At 41.2% G+C, this 23,185-nt stretch carries 18 protein-coding genes; 13 read left to right on the top strand and 5 right to left on the bottom strand.

Translation table 11 applies throughout. The features are described from left to right. The first annotated feature begins 9 nt into the window (after positions 1-9). Together C427_RS06520 and C427_RS28145 are read left to right on the top strand one after the other, a co-directional pair. Positions 10-384: an EscU/YscU/HrcU family type III secretion system export apparatus switch protein gene (locus C427_RS06520; protein ID WP_007634858.1), complete on the top strand. Its 375-nt coding sequence runs from the start codon at positions 10-12 to the stop codon at positions 382-384. Between the two features lie 437 nt (positions 385-821). Continuing rightward, positions 822-1,895, top strand: coding sequence for a methyl-accepting chemotaxis protein (locus tag C427_RS28145; RefSeq protein ID WP_007634856.1), 1,074 nt, complete (start codon positions 822-824; stop codon positions 1,893-1,895). Positions 1,896-1,999: 104 nt separating this feature from the next. Here the strand turns inward: C427_RS28145 and recA are convergent, their stop codons facing one another. Next, complete coding sequence (recA, locus tag C427_RS06510; protein ID WP_007634854.1) at positions 2,000-3,031, bottom strand: recombinase RecA; 1,032 nt, start codon at positions 3,029-3,031, stop codon at positions 2,000-2,002. A 153-nt stretch (positions 3,032-3,184) separates the two neighbouring features. Then, complete coding sequence (locus C427_RS06505) at positions 3,185-3,670, bottom strand: CinA family protein (RefSeq protein ID WP_007634852.1); 486 nt, start codon at positions 3,668-3,670, stop codon at positions 3,185-3,187. An 81-nt stretch (positions 3,671-3,751) separates the two neighbouring features. Here C427_RS06505 and mutS point away from each other — a divergent pair, with 81 nt between their 5' ends. The 5 genes from mutS (at position 3,752) to C427_RS06480 (ending at position 10,809) form a co-directional block, all read left to right on the top strand. After that, a complete protein-coding gene (gene mutS, locus C427_RS06500; RefSeq protein WP_034898537.1) occupies positions 3,752-6,370 on the top strand; it encodes a DNA mismatch repair protein MutS in 2,619 nt (872 codons plus the stop codon). 12 nt (positions 6,371-6,382) lie between these two features. Then, entirely contained in the window at positions 6,383-6,787 is a 405-nt protein-coding gene (locus C427_RS24685; RefSeq protein ID WP_307527727.1) for an MAPEG family protein, read from the top strand. 242 nt (positions 6,788-7,029) lie between these two features. Beyond that, the gene (locus tag C427_RS06490; protein WP_007634845.1) at positions 7,030-8,661 is read left to right on the top strand and encodes a CTP synthase; all 1,632 of its coding nucleotides are present in this window, start codon (positions 7,030-7,032) and stop codon (positions 8,659-8,661) included. 15 nt (positions 8,662-8,676) lie between these two features. Continuing rightward, positions 8,677-9,969 carry a phosphopyruvate hydratase gene (eno, locus tag C427_RS06485; RefSeq protein ID WP_007634843.1) on the top strand — a complete coding sequence of 431 codons (1,293 nt, stop codon included), beginning with the start codon at positions 8,677-8,679 and terminating at the stop codon, positions 9,967-9,969. A gap of 195 nt (positions 9,970-10,164) precedes the next feature. Beyond that, positions 10,165-10,809, top strand: a complete 645-nt coding sequence (locus C427_RS06480) for a hypothetical protein (RefSeq protein WP_007634840.1) — start codon at positions 10,165-10,167, stop codon at positions 10,807-10,809. A gap of 116 nt (positions 10,810-10,925) precedes the next feature. On the opposite strand, the gene C427_RS06475 is transcribed toward C427_RS06480, so the two are convergent. Together C427_RS06475 and C427_RS26280 are read right to left on the bottom strand one after the other, a co-directional pair. Beyond that, on the bottom strand, positions 10,926-11,567 hold the full coding sequence (locus C427_RS06475) for a hypothetical protein (protein ID WP_236613769.1): 642 nt from the start codon (positions 11,565-11,567) through the stop codon (positions 10,926-10,928). Positions 11,568-11,772: 205 nt separating this feature from the next. Further along, on the bottom strand, positions 11,773-11,946 hold the full coding sequence (locus C427_RS26280) for a hypothetical protein (protein ID WP_007634836.1): 174 nt from the start codon (positions 11,944-11,946) through the stop codon (positions 11,773-11,775). A 352-nt stretch (positions 11,947-12,298) separates the two neighbouring features. Here C427_RS26280 and leuA point away from each other — a divergent pair, with 352 nt between their 5' ends. The 6 genes from leuA to C427_RS06445 all read left to right on the top strand — a co-directional run bounded on the left by leuA (position 12,299) and on the right by C427_RS06445 (position 20,829). Next, the gene (leuA, locus tag C427_RS06470) at positions 12,299-13,870 is read left to right on the top strand and encodes a 2-isopropylmalate synthase (protein ID WP_007634833.1); all 1,572 of its coding nucleotides are present in this window, start codon (positions 12,299-12,301) and stop codon (positions 13,868-13,870) included. 6 nt (positions 13,871-13,876) lie between these two features. Further along, a complete protein-coding gene (gene leuB / locus C427_RS06465) occupies positions 13,877-14,962 on the top strand; it encodes a 3-isopropylmalate dehydrogenase (protein ID WP_007634832.1) in 1,086 nt (361 codons plus the stop codon). Between the two features lie 18 nt (positions 14,963-14,980). After that, positions 14,981-16,420 (top strand): 3-isopropylmalate dehydratase large subunit, encoded by a 1,440-nt coding sequence (gene leuC / locus C427_RS06460; RefSeq protein ID WP_007634831.1) that lies wholly within the window; start codon positions 14,981-14,983, stop codon positions 16,418-16,420. 29 nt (positions 16,421-16,449) lie between these two features. Continuing rightward, positions 16,450-17,061 carry a 3-isopropylmalate dehydratase small subunit gene (gene leuD, locus C427_RS06455; RefSeq protein WP_007634830.1) on the top strand — a complete coding sequence of 204 codons (612 nt, stop codon included), beginning with the start codon at positions 16,450-16,452 and terminating at the stop codon, positions 17,059-17,061. Positions 17,062-17,663: 602 nt separating this feature from the next. After that, positions 17,664-19,193: an alpha/beta hydrolase-fold protein gene (locus C427_RS06450; RefSeq protein ID WP_007634827.1), complete on the top strand. Its 1,530-nt coding sequence runs from the start codon at positions 17,664-17,666 to the stop codon at positions 19,191-19,193. Positions 19,194-19,494: 301 nt separating this feature from the next. Beyond that, positions 19,495-20,829: a M20/M25/M40 family metallo-hydrolase gene (locus C427_RS06445; protein ID WP_226991033.1), complete on the top strand. Its 1,335-nt coding sequence runs from the start codon at positions 19,495-19,497 to the stop codon at positions 20,827-20,829. A 581-nt stretch (positions 20,830-21,410) separates the two neighbouring features. Here C427_RS06445 and C427_RS06440 read toward each other — a convergent pair. Further along, positions 21,411-23,168 carry a monovalent cation:proton antiporter-2 (CPA2) family protein gene (locus C427_RS06440; RefSeq protein WP_007634820.1) on the bottom strand — a complete coding sequence of 586 codons (1,758 nt, stop codon included), beginning with the start codon at positions 23,166-23,168 and terminating at the stop codon, positions 21,411-21,413. Positions 23,169-23,185: the final 17 nt, after the last annotated feature.

Below are 23,185 nucleotides of genomic sequence, written 5' to 3'. Positions count from 1 at the left end.
TAAATAGTAATGACAGATAAAGCCACAAAAAAGCCTAAACAGAAAAGCGCTATAGGTATTAAATACAATCAAAGTAGCTCTGGTGAAGCTATTACCGATGCGGCACCATCCGGTGGGGCACCATCCGGTGGGGCACCTACCATAATCGCGAAAGGGTTTGGTGATTTGGCAGATGAAATTATTTCACTTGCAAGGCAGAATGGCGTTTTAGTCCATGAAGATCCGTACCTTAGTGATTTTCTAGCCACGTTAGACTTAGGCCAAGAAATCCCTGATCAGCTTTATCATGTCATAGCAGAACTCATTTCGTTCTCATATGTACTGCAAGGTAAATTTCCGGACAGCTGGGCAAAAATGCATAATAAAGTTTCTAAAAAATTATGAGGTAAAACTTTTACACTTGTACCTTTAGGGTCGTCTATAAGATACAGATAGGCGACCTAAAAATAGCAGAGTTAAATTTTTGAACTGCTTAGCTCAAAAAAAATACAGCCAACATTCTGTGTAAATCATATAAACACAATAAAACACCATCAACACTAAAGAATGAGTCTATGTTCACTTTATTTAAAAAATGTCGCTTTAATGCTATCTAACCCACTATTTCTATTGAGAAAAGCGCGCAATCAAAATTTCAAATTGTTTAAAATTTTATAAAAACATCAGAATATGTTCAGTTCTGCGCCAATCAGCCGAAAACTAAGTAAAGTAGACAGTAATTACACAGCGTTTGAATGAGAAGGTATGTCATAAATTCTTATTCGCTATAAAAAGGGACATTGGACCTTTATTATCTTATTAAATATGTGGAGTCTCAATTCATGTTGGTCAGTAAAAGCAGATATGTTGAATTAGAACAAAAATTAGCTCATATAGAAGCAGAAAAAAATCGCTATAAAACTGAGAATGAAGACCTCATAGCTGAGTTAAGCAGCGTAAAGGCCGCTTCAGTCATTCAAGAAGAATCGAGTTTTGATAAACAGATTTGGCCCAACTTACTTGATTGCATTGCTCAAGTGACAAGCATAAGAGAGTCTGTCCTGTCTTCATATGAAGTAATTCAGAACGAGGCCCAATCTATTGATGAGCTGAACCTAGTCTTAGATAGTGGTCAAAAATCGATTACAGATATTGCCTGTGGTATGGAGCAAATCACTGAAAAAATGCAAAATATGTCGCAAAGTATGGCTAATTTAGAAGCCATTGCTGACAGCATTAATTCTTTTGTTGTGACCATTTCTAAAATCTCTGACCAAACCAATTTGTTAGCACTTAATGCTGCAATTGAAGCAGCCAGAGCTGGAGATGCAGGACGTGGGTTTTCTGTTGTAGCTGATGAAGTTAGAAGCTTGGCAAGTAATACCAGCAAGTCTGCAGAAGAAGTAGGTGGCCTCATTGCCAGAATCAAACAAGATACAGAATCAGGGGTTAAATTTGCTACCGCTCTTGAAGAGTCAAACATTGAGTTGTCCAATACAATTGCTGGCTTAAATAACAGTTATAGCGGTATTAACAACACAGTCGGCGCAATGAAATCCTCCATTCTCGGGGTGACGGATAGAAGTTTCATTCAAACGGTGAAGTTAGATCATATCGTATGGAAAGGTGAAGTATATGAAGTAGCCCTAGGGCGTTCTCTAAAATCTGTAGATTCATTTGTAGATCATAAACAATGTAGATTAGGACAATGGTATAACAGTGAGCAATCACGTCAGTATCAAAAAAGTTCATCTTTTAAAGCAATCGACAGACCTCACTCTGAAGTTCACCAAAATGGTATTACTGCTCTAAAACAGTTGCAAGATGGTAATATTAAAGGAAGTTTGCTCTCTTTCGAAAAAATGGAACAAGCTAGTATGCAACTTATGAATATCTTAGATGATTTAACGAACTAAGTTTAATTTTATAGACTTTCTTTGATTATTTAAGAATTCCCTACTTTTCAAAATGTATAAAAAACCCCGCTAAATTAGCGGGGTTTTTAGTTTTAATATTCACATTACTCGGTGTCTGCTTTTTTTACAGTTTCATCAGCTTCTACTGGCTTTGACAATAACAATTCTCTTAATCGCTTATCAAGATCTTTAGCCATATCAGGGTGTTCTTTTAAGTAACCAATTGAATTCGCTTTACCTTGGCCTATTCGCTCACCATTGCAGCTATACCAAGCGCCTGCTTTCTCAACCATTTTATGGGTGACACCTAAATCAATGAGTTCTCCAAGGCTGTTAATACCTTCGCCATACATGATTTGGAACTCAGCTTGTTTGAAAGGCGGGGCAATTTTATTCTTTACTACTTTTACGCGGGTTTCATTACCGACTATCTCATCGCCGGATTTAACCGCACCAATGCGGCGAATATCTAAACGTACCGAAGCATAAAACTTCAAGGCGTTACCGCCAGTAGTTGTTTCAGGACTTCCAAACATAACCCCAATCTTCATTCGGATTTGGTTAATGAAAATAAGCATAGTATTCGAATGCTTTAAGTTACCCGTTAGCTTACGCATAGCTTGGCTCATCATTCTGGCGGCAAGACCCATGTGTGAATCACCGATGTCGCCTTCAATTTCAGCCTTAGGCGTCAGCGCTGCAACCGAATCCACTACTATCACATCAACTGCACCAGAGCGGGTTAACATGTCGCAAATTTCTAGTGCTTGTTCACCGGTATCAGGTTGCGACACTAAAAGTTCGTTTACATCTACACCCAGTTTTTTGGCGTAGATTGGGTCAAGGGCATGCTCAGCATCAATAAAAGCACACACCTTACCGTTACGTTGTGCTTCGGCAATGACTTCAAGAGTCAGGGTAGTTTTACCACTGGATTCTGGTCCGTATATTTCAACGATACGTCCTAAGGGTAAGCCACCAGCACCGAGAGCGATATCTAGACCAAGAGAGCCCGTTGAAATAGTTTCAACGTCCATGGTTTTGTTGTCGCCCAGCCTCATTATAGAGCCTTTACCAAATTGTTTTTCGATTTGGCCTAAGGCAGCAGTTAACGCTCTGGTTTTGTTGTCATCCATCAGAATGTCCTTGTGATTAAAACGTGTTAAAAATTTTTTATTCAACACTAATATGATTCAGTAACAGGCTTCGAAGTATACTGTATGGTTATACAGTTACAAGTGAAATGTAGAAATAATTTTTAGGATTCTAAGCCCTTTTTTCATCATTGTTTACTTTTGCAACAACATTAATGTATTGAATAAAGCGAACTCAATGGCCTTTATTCTAACATCTTGCCGGTTACCCGTAATCAGAAGTTTTTGACTGATGCTCTGCCCGTTAATATAAAAACCAAACCAGACAGTGCCTACCGGCTTATCGGGTGTACCACCGTCAGGGCCTGCAACACCACTAATAGCAATAGCCACTTCAGCATTAGCGTTTTTTGCAGCACCTTCAGCCATTTCTTCGACGGTTTGTGCCGATACGGCTCCGTACTGAATTAAAGTATCCTCACTCACCCCTAAGAGTTCTTGTTTAGCGTCATTTGAATAGGTGATAAAACCTTTTTTAAACCATGCTGAGCTTCCAGAAATACTTGTGATGGCGTATCCTATCCCACCTCCAGTGCATGATTCAGCACAAGAGATTTGCCAACCTTTAGTAGAAAGTGTATTTCCTAAACGTTGCGCTAATTGGGTAATGTCTTCAGTCATATGGGCAACCTAAATATGTGATATCCAATGTTGAATATGTCACGCCAGCCATCAGATAAAAAGAATAAAGTAATCTCTATTATGCCATCGAACAATTTTTCAGAGCAAACACCCATAAGCCCCGCGCTGCAAACACACACTCCTATGATGCAGCAATATTTAAAGATAAAGGCTGAACATCCAGACATATTGCTGTTTTACCGCATGGGTGATTTTTATGAGCTGTTTTTTGATGACGCTAAGAAAGCGTCAGAATTACTCGATATATCTTTAACCGCAAGAGGTAAATCAGGTGGCAATGCGATCCCTATGGCTGGCGTCCCCTATCATGCAGTAGAAAATTACCTCGCTCGTTTGGTTAAAATGGGGCAGTCGGTGGCCATTGTCGAACAAATAGGCGATCCTGCAACAAGCAAAGGGCCGGTAGACAGAAAAGTCCAACGTATTGTTACCCCGGGCACTGTCTCGGATGAAGCATTGTTAGAAGATAAGCAAGACAACATTTTAGCCGCAGTGGTCAGTGTCAAACAACAAAGCAGCGTTTACTTTGGTTATGCCACATTAGATGTCACCACGGGTCGTTTTACGCTGTGTGAACCTAAAGATGCCGAAGCGCTGGCAGCTGAGATTCAGCGCACTAATCCAGTAGAATTATTGTATCCAGAAGATTTTGCTTTCCAACATATTATTGAACAACGTAAAGGATTGAGACGCCGTCCACAGTGGGAGTTTGATTTTGATACTGCCACTAAGCAGTTAAATCAACAGTTTGGTACCAAAGAGCTAACTGGATTTGGTGTTACAGCCAACAAAATAGGGTTATGTGCGGCAGGTTGCGTGATGCAATATGTTAAAGACACACAAAGAAGTGCCCTGCCCCATATTCGTAATATCGTGCTCGAGACAGAATCCGATACCGTATTGATGGATGCCGCCACAAGGCGTAATTTAGAATTAACACAAAACCTATCAGGCGGGAAAGAACACACGCTTGCCAGTGTCTTAGACAATGCAGCAACGCCTATGGGTAGTAGGTTATTGCAACGCTGGCTACATCGCCCTTTAACCAATGTAAGCATACTTAAGCAACGCCAGTTAAATATTAAATCACTTCTTAATAGTGATTATCCGCAGTTACAAAGCAATCTCAAACAAGTCGGAGACATGCAACGAGTATTGGCCCGTTTAGCACTTCGCTCAGCAAGACCCAGAGATTTTGTCAGGCTCAGACAAGCTTTTATGTTGTTGCCTGATATTCAAGGTTTTATTACCGACCAATCTGCTGAATCTGCCAACAAAGGCTTGATGCAGTTGGCAAATGACATCAGTCAGTTCCCTAGTTTTGCAGATTTGCTCAACAACGCTATAGAAGAAGCCCCCCCTGTTTTAATTCGTGATGGCGGAGTCATAAAAACTGGCTATAACCCAGAACTTGATGAACTTCGCGCTTTATCCAAAGGGGCCACCGATTATTTAGATGAATTAGAACAGCGCGAAAAAGACCGCACTGGCATTTCTACTTTAAAAGTCGGATACAACCGAGTGCATGGATATTTTATCGAGGTTAGCCGAAGTTATGCCGACAAAGTACCCGCTGATTATGTACGTCGCCAAACCCTAAAAAATAATGAACGCTATATCATTCAGGAATTAAAAGAGCACGAAGACAAAGTGCTCACCAGTCAAAGTAAATCATTGGCCTTAGAAAAGCGCCTCTACGACGAACTGTTCGATATATTAATGCCTGAATTAGCGAATTTGATGCAAAGTGCTGATGCAATAGCCGAACTCGATGTGCTTACTAATTTAGCCGAACGAGCCGAAACGTTAAATTACCATTGCCCTGAACTCAGCGAAAAGAGTGGAATTCACTTCGAGCAAGGTCGCCACCCCGTTGTCGAGCATGTAATGAAAACGCCCTTTATAGCCAACCCTATAGCAGTCAATCCCCACAGACGTATGTTGGTAATAACTGGCCCTAACATGGGGGGTAAATCAACCTACATGCGCCAAACTGCGTTAATAGTGTTGATGGCATACATGGGAAGTTTTATACCGGCTGAAAATGCACAAATAGGCCCTATCGACCGAATATTTACTCGTATCGGTGCATCTGATGATTTAGCCTCAGGTCGCTCAACCTTTATGGTAGAAATGACCGAAACCGCTAACATCCTAAATAATGCCACAGCCAATAGCTTAGTATTAATGGACGAAATAGGCCGTGGCACCAGTACTTATGATGGCTTGTCACTGGCATGGGCCTGTGCTGAATACCTCGCGCTTAAAATCCAATCTTATACCTTATTTGCTACTCATTACTTTGAGTTAACGCAATTAGCCGAAGACTTACCTGAACTGGCTAATGTGCATCTCGATGCAGTTGAGCACGAAGAAACGATTCGTTTTATGCACGCAGTACAAGAAGGGGCAGCCAATAAAAGTTATGGTTTACAGGTAGCTCAACTAGCGGGCGTTCCCAGAAGCGTTATTCAGAAAGCCAAACATAAATTAGCAGAGTTAGAAAACCAACCAGTGTCCAACAATCAACCACAGGTTAGGCAAGAGCAGCAACTCAATCTACTTAATTTAGTGGACGATTTACGCTTATGTTTAAAGCAAATTAATCCAGACGATTTAACGCCAAAACAGGCGTTAGAATATTTGTATCAACTAAAAACATTAGCAGCACAAGATTAACTTCGGCATTTAATTAAACAAGGATTTCACTGTGGAATTACCAGCAATCATTACCCTTATAGCGTTGTCAGAGTAATTGTTTTTGCTTTTAAGGTTGGCTTTAGTCGAAAAAAGTATAACGTAATTGCGCCTGCTGTATCCGGCAATCTCGTATGGGAAAAACTGTATCGCGTACAACAAAACACCCTAGAGCAATTAATCGTATTTATACCTGCTTTGTGGATTTTTTCATATTTGGTCAGCCCCTCAATAGCTGCTGCAATTGGTATTCTATTTATAATCGGGCGACCTACTTACTACGTCAGTTATGTGAAAGACCCACGCAGCAGAGCCCTTGGTTTTGCAATGGGGTTTTTCGCTAACATTGCTTTAATGTTAGGTGGTCTAGGCGCAGCGATATTCAGCCTAATGGCATAATTAAGTTTCTGCATAAGATATACACTAAATCAAAATATCCTCCAATAAAGTCATATCAAGATGCACATTTTGAGATGGCTTGAATATTTGTCTTTTATTTAAGATTATTCTTTGTCTGAGATGGCATTTTTTAGTACAATATCTTCCCGTCCGGTAATGGTTTTTTCTTGGCTTTTTAACAAGAAAACTCAAACCACACTTTACAACGCATATTCAATTCAAACGCCTTTATTAGGGTTATCATGACACATTATATTTTCGTCACAGGTGGTGTAGTTTCATCACTTGGAAAAGGTATTGCTGCAGCCTCGCTTGCAGCAATCCTAGAAGCTAGAGGCTTGAATGTCACTATGCTCAAGCTTGACCCTTATATCAACGTTGATCCAGGCACTATGAGCCCAATTCAGCACGGTGAAGTATTTGTCACCGACGATGGTGCTGAAACAGATTTAGACTTAGGTCACTACGAACGTTTTATTCGTACTCGCATGACTAAACGAAATAACTTCACGACTGGCAGAGTATACGAAGAAGTCCTCAAGCGGGAGCGTCGAGGCGATTATTTAGGTGCCACAATTCAAGTTATTCCGCATATCACTAACGAAATTAAGCGTAGAATTATTGATGGCTCAGAAGGTGTAGATGTCGCCATAGTAGAAATTGGCGGTACTGTGGGTGACATTGAATCACAACCATTTATTGAAGCAATTCGCCAATTGGGTGTTGAAGTAGGACGTAACCGAGCGATGTTTATGCATCTTACGTTGGTGCCTTACCTCGCTGTTTCGGCTGAAGTAAAAACCAAACCCACTCAACATTCGGTGAAAGAATTACGTTCAGTTGGCGTGCAACCCGATATTCTTGTGTGTCGCTCTGAAGTACCTTTGCCGTCTAACGAACGTCAAAAAATTGCATTGTTTACTAATGTCATAGACAAAGCCGTTATTTCCCTAAGAGACGCTGACAGTATTTACAAAATTCCCGCCATGCTTAAAGCCCAAGGTTTAGATGAATTAGTGGTGGAACGTTTTGGTTTAGATTGTCCTGAAGCCGACCTGACCGAATGGGAACAAGTACTTTACGCAGAATCCAATCCGACAGGTGAAGTCACCATAGGTATGGTGGGTAAATATGTGGAATTGCCAGACGCATACAAATCCGTTAACGAAGCTCTAAAACATGCTGGCTTAAAAAATCGTTTAACAGTAAATATTAGATACATTGACTCCCAAGATATCGAGAGTAAAGGCGAGCATATATTAGAAGGCCTTGACGCCGTATTGGTTCCTGGTGGTTTCGGTGAGCGCGGTATTGAAGGCAAAATCGCTGCTGCTAAATATGCACGTGAAAACCAGATACCGTACTTGGGTATTTGCTTAGGCATGCAAGTGGCGTTAATTGAGTATGCGAGAAATGTAGCGGGCATGGAAAATGCCAATAGTACAGAATTTGCCCCTGATACGCCCTTCCCTGTTGTTGGCCTGATTACCGAATGGTTGGATGCAGCAGGCACAACCGAGTCTCGTGACGAAAGCTCAGACTTAGGTGGCACTATGCGTTTAGGTAGTCAGCTATGTCACCTACTTCCAGATAGTAAAGTACACGACATGTATGGTGCTAGCGAAATATACGAACGTCATAGACACAGATACGAAGTGAATAATAACCTACGTGGCAAAGTCGAAGCTGCGGGCTTAAAAGTCACAGGGCTATCTGCTGACAAACGCTTAGTAGAGGTTATCGAAATTGCCGAGCACCCTTGGTTTGTAGCCGGACAATTTCACCCAGAATTCAACTCAACTCCTCGCGACGGACACCCTCTTTTTACAGGGTTTGTTAAAGCTGCAGGCGAATATTTTAAGAATCACAATTAATAAAAGGCAACAACAATGTCAAAGATTAGCAAAATTATCGCTCGTGAAATCATGGACTCACGTGGCAACCCAACAGTAGAAGCAGACGTATATTTAGAATCGGGTGCTATGGGCAGAGCTGCTGCTCCCTCGGGAGCTTCAACTGGTTCACGTGAAGCTCTAGAACTACGTGACGGCGACAAAAGCCGCTATTTAGGCAAAGGTGTATTAAAAGCCGTTGCCGCAATTAACAACGATATTCAAACAGCCCTGTTAGGCAAAGACGCAGTCGATCAAGCTGCCCTTGATAAAATCATGATTGATTTAGACGGTACTGAAAACAAAGAAAAATTTGGTGCTAATGCCATTTTAGCGGTATCACTGGCAGCAGCTAAGGCTGCCGCTATCCACAAAAAAATTCCTCTTTACCAACATATCTCAGAGTTAAACGGCACACCTGGTGTATACAGTATGCCAGTCCCTATGATGAACATTATCAATGGTGGCGAACATGCCGATAATAACGTTGATATCCAAGAATTTATGGTGCAGCCAGTTGGCGCGAAGAGCTTTAAAGAAGCCTTGCGTACCGGTGCTGAAATTTTCCATTCACTGAAAAAAGTATTAAATGAAAAAGGCCTAAATACCGCTGTAGGTGATGAAGGTGGTTTTGCACCAAACCTTGGGTCCAATGAAGAAGCCTTGACAGTTATCATTGAAGCAGTTGAAAAAGCCGGCTATGTGATGGACAAAGACATAACTTTGGCAATGGATTGCGCCGCATCAGAATTTTACGTCGATGGTAAATACGATCTTAAAGGCGAAGGCAAAGTGTTTGATTCTGAAGGTTTTGGTGATTTTCTAGCTGACTTATCTAGAAAGTACCCTATTATCTCTATCGAAGATGGCCTGGACGAAAGTGACTGGGATGGCTGGGCAAGCTTAACCAGAAAAATTGGCGACAAAGTGCAATTAGTCGGTGATGACTTGTTCGTAACCAATACAAAAATACTTAAGCGCGGTATCGACAATGGTATAGGTAACTCGATCCTAATTAAATTCAACCAGATTGGTACATTAACCGAAACCCTAGAGGCAATTCGTATGGCACAGGCAGCAGGTTTCACCGTGGTTATCTCTCACCGTAGTGGTGAAACTGAAGATTCAACTATCGCTGATTTAGCAGTAGGTACTGCAGCAGGTCAAATCAAGACCGGCTCTTTATGTCGTTCTGATCGGGTTGCTAAGTACAACCAATTGTTACGTATTGAACAAGAGTTAGGTGACCGTGTAACTTATAACGGCCGAAAAGAAATTAAAGGTCAATAAAGCGTTTCTTAATAAGTAATTGATAGATAATTGAATGTGTAGATAATAAAACTGCAAATTCAACGTTATAGAGTATAAAATGGTCAGCTAACGCTGGCCATTTTAGTTTTAAGCACTCATATAAAGATTTTTATTAACTATTTATATGAGAAGCCCATTAGAAACTTTATTAGAATAATGTACACATAATTAACTATGCAAATTTCAAACTCCCAACAGGTAGACATTTTTTCTGATGATCAGCATCAGTTACATTATGCTGAACTGTGCAATGCATTGTATGAGCGAGAACTTGCTAGCTTATCTCAACAAAAACTCAATAATATCAACTTGTTACAACGAAAAATAGCGGGACTTAGACATCATATAAAACGTGCTGCTTACAGTCTATTACAACACCAATCGCCGTTACAAGTTGATGTACACAATGCCAGTTGGCAAGCTAAACAAGCTGCTAAATGTATGGCTAACAACTATTTAGTACAAAAAACCCAACAGTGGTTTTCTAATAACATTCAGATTGGTTGTAGTGTTGCGGTGCATATTGAGCAGCTTGGCTGTGAATATATAGAGCTGGATTCGATTGATAAAATCGATTTAAGTGGTAATCGTCTACATACCAATAAGTTTGGCTGGTTCAATATTGATGGCGAATTTGCCGAAAATGTATACACACAACCTGCAGTGCTAAGCCTCAGATTACTTAAACCCTCAAAAGCTATTTTAACTGCTGCATGCTGTGGTCACAAATGGGATCACAAAGGCAAAGGTCAACAACGGGCGTTATCTTTGCGTGAATTACTGCTATCCCTATCGATAAATTGGAAGACCTTTCGTTAACTCACTATCCCACTATCCCACTATCCCACTATCCCACTATCCCACTATCCCACTATCAAAACTATGCCCAGTCAATGACTGCAAGAACAACCCGTGTAACAATTCTTTATATATTATTAATCATGCAAAGTTACGTATGCGTTGAAGATTCGATTTTCACTTCCATCCATAAAACTCACTTCTAACTCTAAGTTTACTGTAGAGAAAGTAGATGAATTAGGTGCTAAAAATGTGACAGTATCTGTATTGGCATCTAATAACGTCACTTCAACACCATTGGATACAGACCAATTAAGCTCTGAAACTTTACTCTCTCTACCAAATATTAACGCATTAACTTCGATTTCTTCTCCCCTTTTTGCTGAAATAAGAGGAATGAATATAATTAGATCGTCGTTTAAATCAATCTCGACTGTATCAGTTGTTATACTTCCTTGGTTATCCGTGGCTTCAACCTCAAGTACAAATAGGTCTATTTCTTCAGAGTTAATTAAAGGCGCAGTAAATTGAATAGTTTTTGTGTCAGAGCCTATTAATTCAATCGGGTGATGACTCAAAATAGACCAATTAATACTACTTATACTACCGTCAATGTCATCTGCGTCTGCTACTGCTTCGATAGTTCTTTTCGAAGGATCTAATGTGTCAGTAACAAAATAAAACAAATTAACGTCCCCAATTTTAACTGTAGGGGGTGTATTTTCTGTACTGTTTTCCCCACATCCGCTAAGAGACAAACCTAGTGACAAAATAAACATATTGGTTAGGGTTATTAATCTTAGAATATATTTTTTGCAGTTTATACACATCATTATTAATACATCCTTTTAATAATTGAAAGAATTTCAAGGCGAGCTATTTACTCAACTTTACAAAAAAATGGTTTAGTGTCAAATTAATTACCCATAGATAACGTAGTATTGTTTTATCTATTTTTTGTGATTTCTTCATAAATAAACGTCTTTAGTTTTGTGTTTTGTCAGCAAACGTTATGCCTTTGCTTTTTTCGCGACTCCAAGTTCGCTGAGCAACCTGAGTTAAAAGGGGTCCAATAGAAGAGATGCTTTTGGATAACGCACCGTACAAACTTTGTGCAAACAAGTCCAATGGAGCAAATACTTGATGAGCACTACACATGTTTGTATCTGCTACATTATTATTTTTCGCAAAGTCATCACAAAAATTTAAATTTATACTTTTAAGTTATATGTGTTCTTGTAAACTGAGGTTGACGCACTGGTGCTATCCGCGTTACAAATACATATTGGTTTTAAAATAAATTTTATACATAAAAGTTAAAGAATCTAAATAATGAATAACGCTATTTTTTCTACTCTACTACTGCTGGCAGCAAGACTGCACGGGTAGGTTGTAAGCGAGCGTTAACAAGTTTACAAAAAACCCGTGCTAAGCACGGGTTTTTTGTATGTGTATTTTAAACAGTGATGAAATTAAAAAATCAAAGCGACAATGCAATCAGGAGAATGGAATGTCAAACGGGGTTAACTCTAACCAAGTCAAAATATTCGACACCACCTTGCGGGACGGCGAACAAGCGTTACCTGCTAGTTTGAGCGTTAAAGAAAAGCTGAAAATTGCTCTGGCACTGGAGCGACTTGGTGTGGACATTATCGAAGCCGGTTTCCCTGTTTCTTCTCCCGGTGATTTTAAATCAGTACAAACCATCGCCCGTGAAATAAAAAATGCCACTGTATGTGGTTTAGCCCGAGCTTTAGCTAAAGACATTGATGCTTGTGGAGAGTCGTTGAAAGTCGCTGAGCAATTCCGGATCCATACGTTTATTGCCACCTCTGATATTCATGTGAACACGAAATTACGTAAATCTCAGGACGAAGTGGTTGAGATGGCAGTTCAGGCAGTGAAACATGCACGTCGCTATACTGACGATGTGGAGTTTTCATGTGAAGATGCTGGGCGTACCCATATCGATTATTTATGCCGTATGGTAGAAGCCGCGATTAACGCTGGCGCAACCACAGTGAATATTCCCGATACAGTTGGCTACACCACTCCTACAGAGTTTGGTGGCATTATTCAGAATTTATTTAACCGTGTTCCCAACATTGATAAAGCGATAATTTCGGTGCATTGCCACAATGATTTAGGTCTGGCTGTGGCCAATTCTTTAGCCGCAGTAGAACAAGGTGCAAGGCAAGTTGAAGCGACTATTAATGGTTTAGGTGAACGTGCAGGTAATTGTTCGTTAGAAGAGATTGCGATGATTTTGCAGACACGCCATGCAAAACTTGGGTTTCATACCAATATCAAAAGTGAAGAAATCTCACGCACCTCTAAATTAGTCAGCAACTTGTGCAATATGCCCGTGCAGGCTAACAAGGCGATAGTTGGCGCCAATGCCTTTAGTCACTCCTCAGGCATTCACCAAGATGGCGTATTAAAAGGTAGCAACACCTACGAAATAATGACCCCAGAAAGTGTGGGTATTAACAAAAACAATTTGAACCTAACCTCACGCTCTGGGCGCCATGTGATTAAACATCGGTTATTCGAGTTGGGTTACAAAGAAACTGATTTTGACTTAGAAACAATTTACGATTCTTTTGTGAAATTAGCCGACAAAAAGGGCCAAGTGTTTGATTATGACTTAGAAGCATTATTGTTTTTTAGCCAAACCAAACAAGAAGACGAACACTACAAACTTATGTATTTGCAGGCGAATTCAGGTAAACAGATCATACCTAGCGCAACGGTGCGCATGTTAGTAGGTGATAAAGAAATCACCGAGTCTGCAACCGGGAATGGGCCAGTCGATGCGGCTTACAACGCCATCACCAAAGTTGTTGGTCATAATCAGGTTGAGATAGTGGATTTTAAACTTGATTCTAAAGGCAAAGGTGCCAACGCCTTAGCACAAGTATCAGTAGTCGCTGAATACAATGGACGTCGCTTCAACGGTATTGGTTTGGCAACTGATATAGTGGAAGCAGGTGTAAAAGCGCTGATTTATGTATTAAATAACACACATTTAGCTGATCAGATTGACCAGCAAAAAGAACAAGTAAAGATTGCAGGGGTATAAGAAAAAATGTCTGACTACAACATAGCAGTATTGGCAGGAGATGGAATTGGCCCAGAGGTCATGGTCGAAGCCAAAAAAGTGTTAGCAGCCGTAAGCAAAAAATTTGATATTTCGTTTCAACTGAATGACTTCGATGTAGGTGGCCTCGCCATTGATAATCATGGGAAAGCGTTACCAGCGGCCACTCTAAAGGGTTGTGAAGATTCTAGCGCCATTTTATTTGGATCAATTGGAGGTCCTAAGTGGGACAGTTTACCCTTAGAAGAGCGCCCAGAACGCGCCGCACTTTTGGCTTTACGTGAGCACTTTGATTTATTCAGTAACTTGCGTCCTGCGAAAATTTATCCGGGCCTTGAAGCATTCTCTCCACTTCGAGCGGATATTTCTGCCAGTGGTTTTGATGTTCTAGTGGTGCGCGAACTCACCAGTGGTATTTACTTCGGACAACCCAAGGGTTTAGAAGGCGAAGGTGAAGAACAATTTGCTTATGACACCATGCGTTATAGCAAAAGAGAAATTAGACGTATCGCTATTAGCGCATTTAACGCTGCGCAGAAACGTGGTAAAAAAGTCACCTCGGTAGACAAAGCAAATGTATTGGTTTGCAGCCGTTTGTGGCGTGAAGTCGTTGAAGAAGTGGCCAAAGACTACCCCGAAGTAGAGCTTGAACACATCTACATTGACAACGCGACGATGCAACTCATTCGTAATCCAAGTCAGTTTGACGTGATGTTATGTTCGAACCTATTCGGCGATATTATTTCTGACGAATGTGCGATGATCACTGGCTCCATGGGACTTTTACCCTCAGCCAGTATTAATCAAGACAATTTTGGTATGTATGAACCAGCAGGCGGCTCAGCCCCTGATATCGCTGGTAAAGGCATTGCTAACCCTATAGCTCAAATACTCTCAGCATCCATGTTATTGCGATTCAGTTTAAATGAAACAGCCGCGGCTGATGCGATTGATGCAGCCGTAGTAAAAACCTTAGGTGATAGTATACTGACAGGTGACTTACTTGGACCTGATGAGCGTCATTTAGCTAAAAGTACCAGTGAAGTGGGCGACTATATCGCCGCGTTAATTTAATAAATTTAGGAAATAGTCATGGCTACCACCTTATATGACAAAATATGGCAAGCGCATATTATTGATGCGAAAGATGCTGAAGATGCAAACAACGCGAAAAAAATCTCTGAAACCGGTGAAGAGGGATTAATTTACATAGACCGACATTTAATACATGAGGTGACCACACCTCAAGCATTTGCAGGCCTAGATGAAAAAAGCCGCAAAGTGCGTTGCCCAGAGCGCACCTTTGCGACTATGGACCACAGTATTTCAACTCGCTCTTTAGCGCTTGATGCTTGTGGCCCAACGAATAAATTACAGTTACAAACCTTAGCAGACAACTGCAAAAAACACGGTATTCAGCTATTCCCAGTGGGGCATCAAAAACAAGGTATAGTGCATGTAATGGGCCCAGAACTAGGCCTTATTCAACCAGGCATGACAGTAGTATGTGGTGATTCTCACACAGCTACTCACGGTGCATTTGGCGCCTTAGCTTTTGGTATCGGTACATCTCAGGTAGAACATGTATTTGCAACCCAAACCCTAAAACAAAGTAAAGCCAAAAGCATGAAAGTACAGGTCAACGGCAGTTTACCTATTGGTATCACGGCTAAGGATATTATCTTGGCTATCATAGGTAAAATTGGTCATGCTGGCGCAACAGGTTTCGTCATTGAATATTCTGGTGAAGCTATTTCAGCGCTTTCAATGGAAGAGCGCATGACAGTATGTAACATGAGTATCGAAGCCGGTGCTAAAGCCGGTTTAATTGCGCCTGACCAAACCACATTCGACTACCTTGAAGGCCGTGAATACGCTCCTAAAGGCGAGCATTGGATCCAAGCAATGGCTTATTGGTCTAGTTTAACATCGGATAAAGATGCGTCTTTTGATAGTGTTATTCACTTAAACGCCGCTGATATCACACCACAGGTCACATGGGGTACAAACCCAGGGCAAGTCATAGGTGTAAATCAACCGGTGCCTTCGCCAAGTGATTTTTCAGATCCAATTGATAAAGACTCCGCCAATAAAGCGCTTAAATATATGGACCTAATACCGGGTCAAAAATTAGCTGATTTGACGATTAATAATGTCTTCATTGGCTCATGCACCAATGGCCGCATTGAAGATATGCGCGCAGCAGCAGCGATCGCCAAACATGGCAAAGTGGCGCCAGGTGTGACCGCGATTGTGGTCCCGGGTTCGGTAGCAGTTAAAGCCCAAGCTGAAGCTGAACAGTTAGATAAAATATTTATCGAAGCCGGTTTTGAATGGCGTTTACCTGGTTGTTCAATGTGTTTAGGCATGAACGACGACGTCCTAAAGCAGGGTGACCGCTGTGCCTCCACCAGCAACCGTAACTTTGAAGGCCGTCAAGGCCGGGGTGCCCGAACTCACTTAGTTAGCCCAGCAATGGCAGCAGCAGCAGCATTGGCCGGTCACTTCGCCGATGTGCGCGACTATCAATAGGCCGATTGGCAATAAGGAAGCAATTCATCATGACAACTACAGGTATTAATATTCACACCGGTACCGCAATGCCCCTAAATCAGGCCAATGTGGATACTGACCAAATTATCCCTAAGCAATTTTTAACCGCCGTCACGAAAAGCGGCTACGGCAAACACTTGTTCCACGATTGGCGCTACCTCGACCAACATGAACAAGTGCCTAATCCTGACTTTGTATTTAACAAAGCACAGCACCAAGGTGCCAGTGTGTTGCTCACTCGCGAAAACTTTGGCTGTGGCTCAAGTCGTGAGCATGCTCCTTGGTCACTAGACGACTATGGTTTTAAAGTGGTGATTGGCACTAGTTTTGCCGATATTTTTTACGGTAACTGTATCAACAACCAACTTTTACCCGTGCAGCTTGCAAGCGAGCAAATGGATCAATTGTTTGCAGCTGTTGAAAACGATGCTACTGCGCAAATCACGGTTAGTTTACAAGATCAAACAGTCACAGTTAACGACTTGAGTTTTGGTTTTGATATTGCAGAACAACACAAAACCAATCTGCTGAAAGGCTTAGACGCAATTGGTCAAACCTTAGAGCTAGACGCTAACATCACAGCGTTTGAAAATAATTTGCCTGAATGGCAAAGAGCGTAGTCTCAGCTATTAATATAAACGGCTCACTCTGAGCCGTTCATTTCTCCACTGCTTTTTAGTATTAGTAAACGTCAGATAACAAAAACATCACAATTGATTAATTTCATGCCATAAGTCGAAATTGTTATCGGTCACAACTCTTTTAAGACCCTGTGATGCTTTCAACCAACACTTCTACCTTCTGTTAAATCGTTATCATTGTCTTTTTGCAGCGTTAATATCTTCTTATTGATCTCGGATTTATAATGAAAATAATGACGAGCAAAGATAATAATTCAAACATAGCTGTTACACTATTATATGTTTTGATGGGTTAGTTGTGATTCGAGAGTGGCCTGAATAGATTACCTTCTAGGCCCCTGTTGTAACTCCTGACACACCGAGTATGCCGTATACTGCGTTCATCAAATACCACAGATTAATGTTGACTCACTGAATTTTAGGTAGCTAAAAATAATAAAAAACCGAGTAGGTTTTCAAGTCACTTTCCTTAGCTAGCGGAGTAATTCACTTCTGGCCAATTCAAATCTGATGATGCCAAAGTCAAATAATTTAGGTAATCTAAATCCAATCTCCTCTAAAAAATATAATAGGTTCATGAAATGCATTCCCATTTTACCTTTGCCATTTTACTCATTGCTTTCACTATGTCGCAGATATTCGTTAAAACGGCCGTTGCAAAATCTGTCTCGGTAAAGATGACAAGCTCACAAACATTACAGAAAGAGGGTCGTCTGCACCTTATTTTTTCAAGCTCAATGGAGCAAGAGCCACGGTTATACAGTGCTTGGCCCACAAAAAATATTGAACCACTATTTTCACAAGACTTATCTGGGTTGTCAAAAGGACAAAGCATTACATTTGATGCATCGACCAAAGGTTTTCCTTTCGATTCATTAACTGACTTGCCTCCGGGTAAGTGGTATGTGCAAGCGATTTACGACAGTGATTTTCTTGATTCACGCATTAACTCACCGTTAAATATCTATTCAGATGTGGTTGAGTATATAAACGATGGTTCCAGCGATATGTCGCTAGCCCTGTCTTTAAATCAACGCCTACCACAGGAAACTTTGCCTGACGGCGACACGTTTTTAAAGTTTGTAAAGATGCCCAGTCAATTGCTGTCTGAGTTTTGGGGGGCTGATATGTATCTTCGAGCAGGGATAATTTTACCAAACAGTTATTACGACAATCCACTTAAAGACTTCCCAGTGATCTTTAATATTGGTGGCTATCACGCACGCTATGACAGAGCTCAAGATTTATATGAGAACAAGCCATTTAAAAAGTTTTGGTTAAACCCTGACACACCCCAAATGGTCATCGTATTTTTGGATGGCGAAGCGCCATTAGGTGATTCATACCAAATAGATTCTGCAAACAACGGCCCTTATGGCAAAGCCACTTGGCAAGAGTTTCTACCTTACTTAACAAAACAGTTTAACTTAGTAGACAATGCCAATTCGCGGTTTGTCACTGGCTGCTCCACGGGCGGCTGGGTAAGCTTGGCGTTACAAACTTACTATCCAGACTTATTTAATGGCGCATGGTCATTCAGTGCCGACGGTGTAGATTTTAAATATTTTCAGTTAGTAGATATTTATCAAGATGAGAATGCCTTTGTAAATGAAAATGGGATGCAAAGACCCTCTTATAGAGCAAAAGACGGTGAAACCATTTTTAGTATAAAACATGAAATTATGATGGAAAACCAAATGGGCAAACATGGTTCGTTTGCCTACAGTGGTGGTCAATGGGGAGGTTGGAATGCGGTATTTGGACCAAAACTTGATGACGGGTCTCCATCAACTATTTGGGATCCCCTAACGGGTGAAATTGATAAAACGATTGCAACACAATGGACTAAGTACGACTTACGATTATACACCGAAAAAAATTGGCAGACCCTTGGACCAAAGTTACAAGGTAAATTGAATATATGGATGGGCGATGTGGATAATTTTTATCTCAATAACGCTATGCACTTATATCAAGAAATGCTAAACGCTCAAAAAGAGCCTATTTCTGATGCTAAATTTACTTGGGTAAGAGGGGCCGGTCATTGTGATTATAAACAGGTGCCGATGTTAGAAACAATCATGACACAAATGCAGCAAAGACTGCCTTAGGTTACTATAGGAAAGTTCATGTATTTAACGTGCATCTACACCATTAAATTTTCGTTCTCTTAGAATATTGATTTGAGCCGATTAACATATATTGTAGGTTAAACTCTGTGACTAGCTCAAAATTCAATAGATAGAACGTAAAATAGTCAACGTGAAAGGAAGCACTGGACAAATGTTTGAAAAAGAATAACGTACCTTCAAAATACAAAATACTAACAGGGGATTACCTATTAAACTGATTAAATTGGCAGCTATTGCTGCCCTCATAATGACAGCTCCGACTTTTGCTAATGAGAGCATTGTGCCTGTATCAAAAGAAACCAAAGACATCGCCATCAGTTTGCGAGATAAGGCCATTAATGATGATAGTGCTTATGAAATTTTAAAGTCGCTAACCACAGAAGTGGGCGCGCGTCACCCTGGCACACCTGGCGAAAAGGCGGGTATTGAATGGGCCGTTAGTAAATTAAAAGCGCTAGGGTTTGATAAAGTTTATACCGAAGACGTGGAAATGAATGGCTGGATCCGTGGTCTTGAAACCGCTGAAATTTTGCTGCCTTCATATCAGAAAATGGTAATAACAGCGCTAGGTCGATCAAAATCAACGCCTGAAGGTGGTTTAGAAGCTGAGATTGTGCATTTCAAAAGCTATGCCGATCTTGAAAAAGCGGCTGATGGTAGCTTAAAGGGAAAAATAGCCTTTATCAGTAACCGTATGCAAGGGTTTAAAGATGGCAGTGGCTATGGCCCTGCTAACATTGCACGTAGTAAGGGCCACGAGCTCGCAGCTCAGAAAGGGGCTGAAGCTTTACTGATCCGCTCCATCGGTACCGATGACCATCGTAATCCGCATACCGGTGCTACCAACGTAGCCATGGGTTATACGGCAGTACCCGCTGTTGCCCTCTCGAATCCTGATGCAGATCAGTTGGTACGTTTAATGGACTACGGTCACATCCCAAAAATTCGTCTCAACATCCAAACCAAAGATCTGGGTCCAATTGTCACAAAGAATGTTTTCGGTGAAATTACAGGTCGCGAACTGCCGAATGAAGTGGTTGTCATTGGCGGTCATCTAGATAGCTGGGACTTAGGAACAGGGGCTGTTGATGATGGAGCAGGTGTTGCTATCGCTATGGCCACAGCCGCTTTTATCAAAGATAACGCAATAATACGTCCACGCCGTACCATCCGTGTGATCCTTTGGGGTGCAGAAGAACTGGGCTTAATCGGTGCCCGCGCATATGCCAAAGCACGACAAGACGACGGCAGCATCGCTAATCATGTGATTGGATCTGAATCTGATTTTGGTGCAGGTCCTGTTTATGGGCTTCAGTCGTCTAGTAATGTCTCACCTAACGCAATACATGTGATTGATACCATGGCCGGACTAATGGGTAAGCTGGGCGTTAGCCGTCGCAGTGGAAATACTACAGGTGGTCCAGATATGATCCCTCTGTCAGCGCTGGGTGTTCCTGCGCTGAATCTAATGCAGGACGGAACAGATTATTTTGATCTGCATCATACACCTGACGATACCTTTGATAAGGTGAACCCTGAGCATATGCGCCAAAATTTAGCGGTATGGACGGTCTTCGCTTTTATTGCTGCCGAATGGCCAGGCTCTTTTAAGTAAGAACTTTTAGGCTCAGCCAACAATAGAGAATGCCCTGTACATTGAGTATTTATACTGGAACAGGGCAAGTTTACTCGCTTCCGCTAAAGATTATTTCGCTGCATAAGCTTATGGCTATCAACGTTGTTGTGTAGCGTGCTTACAAAGAGAACTATGTTCACTTTGTAAGCAATGCAAAATTTAAAGACCAACACAACCAACATCCAACTTTTTTGCCTTGTTTTTATCTTTTATTCTTCCTCTGTGCGCGGCACCCGGTGATCTCATTGTCCTCGGTGGTTAAAAATTTCTTTTGCTTTTAAATTGTTTAAAAATTAAAAGCGCTTACACCACCGAGGGGAGAGAGCGTCGGGCGCCGAGCGCTTTACAGAGAGAAAATTAATTTATTGTTAAGATAAGATTTAACGCTTGGCAGAATAAGGATCTTCAGCCATCAAATAAGCGCGTAGATCGGCTTTGTAGGCTTGGATATTTAACCATCTGCGCATCTCTATAATCTTGCATAAAGATCGTCAGCAAACTTTTCATGGTAAATATGCCAGATAAACCAACCCTTGCCCAGTGCTTCCACTGCGTGTATTTTAGTCAATATTCTGCTTATCTTCTTCAAATAAATTTTGTAATTCTTGGCGACCTTTTTTACTGACTGCGATCAATTGATTAAAATCCATATTTTGCATCATAGTCGTTTCTAACAAGCTTTTATCGTGAGCAGCAAAGATATCAATTAAACCATTGGCCTCGGTTTCGCTTAAACCATAGGCTTGTAACATCATGTTTGCGGCTTCCAAGCCACCAGCGAACACTTCTCTGACATTGGTTTTAATACCCAGGTTATATAATTTAACAGCTGTGTAACGATTTCTTGCTCTGGCAATCACCTTTACATCAGGAAAGTGTTTTCTGACTAATTCTGAAATTTTAAGAGCATCATCCTCGTCATCAACGGCCACCAGAATCACCTTAGCGTGTTCTATTCCTGCAGCCACCAACAAGTCCAGTCGACACGCATCACCGAAAAATACTTTGTTGCCAAACTGCCTAACAAATTCAATATGTTCAGCGTCTTTATCAAGTGCAGTAAAAAGAATATTATTGGCGGCTAAAATCCTACCTGATACTTGACCAAATCGTCCAAACCCTGCAATCAATACTTCTGGCTCGTTAAGATCAGGCGATGAGTCATACACAGCCGGACAATCTCTGCTATTGAACCAAAGACTATGTAAAATAACCAAAGGGGCTGTTAACGCCATGGATATGCCTACGATCAGTGTTACTTCACTGCTAATTTGCAACGGTAACAACCCATTACCCGACGCCTGCGCCATCACTACAAACGCAAACTCACCACCTTGGGATAACATTAAACCTACACGTATTGCATCGGTTTTACGCTGTTTAGCCATTTTGAGAATAGCAAAGATGATACCCGTTTTAACCAAAACTAAAATGACACTAGCTGACAAAATAAACAGCGGTTTTGACACCAACAAGCTTAAGTCTAAGTTCATGCCTATGGCGATAAAAAACAGCCCCAGCAACAAACCTTTAAAGGGTTCAATTTCGGTTTCGAGTTGATGCCTAAAACTAGAGTTAGCTAACAGTATACCCGCCACAAATGCGCCCATGCCCATTGACAGTCCCGCTTCCTGCATACCTACAGCAGTGGCAATAACAATGAGAAGCGCAGCAGCTGTCATCACTTCTTCACTACCATATTTAGACACTAGGCGTAAAAACGGGTTGGTTAAGTAGCGGCCTACTGCTAGCACTGCCACTATTGCTAATACACTTATCCACCAAGGCGGAGTGGATTGTCCGCTTGAAGTGGAGAGATTTTCAACTAACAGCAAGATGGGAATAACCGCTAAATCCTGCATTAGTAAAATAGAGAAGCCCTGTTGACCTGGTGGCGATTTGAGAATGCGATGTTCTGTCATTAGCTGAACCGCAAATGCAGTTGAAGACAAAGCCAACGCCAAACCTATGACTAAGGAGATACTCCAAGAAAATGCCATCATAAAGTGCAGAATAAGTGCTATGACTAAGGCACTTATCAGTAATTGTCCGCCACCGGTAAATAGAATTTGATTGCGCATTCGCCAAAGCTTTTCAGGCTGTAACTCTAAGCCAATAACAAATAACAGTAACACCACCCCAAGTTCAGCAAAATGTAATATGGTCACTGGATCATTAACCCAATTCATTACTTGCGGACCAATCACTAACCCCGCAACCAAATAACCTAAAATCGCACCTAACTTGAACTTCTTAAAAATGGGTACCGCAATGACTGTTGCGGCTAGAAAAATCACGGCTGAACCCAAAACACTCATTATATTTACCCAAGTTT

The organism is Paraglaciecola psychrophila 170 (assembly GCF_000347635.1).
Classification (GTDB): Bacteria; Pseudomonadota; Gammaproteobacteria; order Enterobacterales; family Alteromonadaceae; genus Paraglaciecola; species Paraglaciecola psychrophila.
Note: the sequence above shows the minus strand (reverse complement) of the source record. Positions and strands in the feature narration are given on the sequence as shown.